At 36.1% G+C, this 380-nt stretch carries 2 protein-coding genes; both read right to left on the bottom strand.

Annotated features, from left to right (window positions below; genetic code table 11):
• Window positions 1-192 (bottom strand): bacteriocin immunity protein (locus E0L35_RS26175; protein WP_138801781.1); only part of this gene is annotated, 192 nt, incomplete at its 3' end.
• Window positions 193-380 (bottom strand): hypothetical protein (locus E0L35_RS26170; protein WP_138801780.1); only part of this gene is annotated, 188 nt, incomplete at its 5' end.

Below are 380 nucleotides of genomic sequence, written 5' to 3'. Positions count from 1 at the left end.
ATAGTAGATAAGATCGCTCATCAACGGATGTTGTGTAATTCTTGTAAGATGTTCTTCTAGATCATCCCAATATTTGTCAGGCGCTTCCCCTTTTAATTGAGCGTTATCCCCGGTTGGATTTGTAAACTCGCCAAGCAACTCAATGAATTCCCGCTCTGTGTAATCTTCTATTTTATCTTTAAAATTATACATTTAACTATCTCCTGTAATAAATTTCATCATGCAAATGAGGTGTGCCCTCCTTAAATTATCAATATCGTAAATTCCGCCACTATATTCAATCGCAACACGATGATACATGTGGAATTTTTTAACGATTTCTTTAGTGCCATAATGCCAACCTTCAAGTGGTGCTTTTGCGATTAACCCTTGTTTTATAC

The organism is Halomonas sp. ATBC28 (genome assembly GCF_005937175.1).
In the GTDB taxonomy this organism is placed as follows: domain Bacteria; phylum Pseudomonadota; class Gammaproteobacteria; order Pseudomonadales; family Halomonadaceae; genus Vreelandella; species Vreelandella titanicae.
The sequence above is the reverse complement of the archived record's forward strand: the minus strand, read 5'-3'. Positions and strand labels throughout refer to the sequence as shown.